The 835-nt window shown below is 45.5% G+C and carries 1 protein-coding gene; it reads right to left on the reverse strand.

Annotated features, from left to right (window positions below):
* On the reverse strand, window positions 1-835 hold an 835-nt coding region (locus tag H663_RS41070; protein WP_133240109.1), incomplete at both ends, for a TonB-dependent receptor domain-containing protein.

Below are 835 nucleotides of genomic sequence, written 5' to 3' on the forward strand. Positions count from 1 at the left end.
CGATTTGAGTACCCCAATCTATACCGAGCAAAGTTTTACCAACGTAAATCGAGCCGTATTCCCGGGCACGACGCGCAAGTCGAGCGCCAGTTTGGGCGTTGATCGGATCTTGGTGAACAGCACTGAGTTTGTACACCCAACCATTGCTAACGCCAGAGAAACCGGTTTCGTACCCCTTGTTCTCAACTAAGCCAATGTTTTCATAGGAAGGCGTTCCTGACTTGTAGGCAATCGCATTGGTGGTTTTACTTTCAAATCGAACCAGACGTAAAGTGCCCAACTCTGTTGCATAACTGGCTCCCAACTCGAGACCCTTGTGCTCTTCAGGTTTTAAATTGAGATTACCCGTTGTCCCCCACGCAGGAACATCAAACAGCTCGGCTGTGTTCGGAGCGCGAAAAGACGTTGATACAAGACCCGTAAGTTTGAACTTTTCAGTTAGCAGATAGCCCAAACCCAAAAGCCAAGTGTTTGCTGACTTGTCGATAGAGGTCGAGGTGGATTTAGACTTGACTTGGTCATGTCTCAAATTAATTTGGTAGTCAAGCTTTTCATACAAACCGCTGTAGCCTGCATAATATCCAAGTGATTTTCGATTGTACTCAGTGGTCGTTTTGAAGTTAGTGTTTGTGCCATCAGCACCAAACGTAACGTTACCATGTCCAAGGCGGTAAACGTTACTCCATTGAATGTTGCGTTGCTCACCATCAAATTGACCATTTGCAGCGCCGTTATAAAAATCACTATTTTTAAATTTTGATTCAGTAAGTCCCACGCGAGACGACCAAGCCGTGGACAGATTGAACTTGCTGTAGCCAGTCACATCAGATGAATT

The organism is Limnohabitans planktonicus II-D5 (genome assembly GCF_001270065.2).
GTDB lineage: Bacteria > Pseudomonadota > Gammaproteobacteria > Burkholderiales > Burkholderiaceae_C > Limnohabitans_A > Limnohabitans_A planktonicus.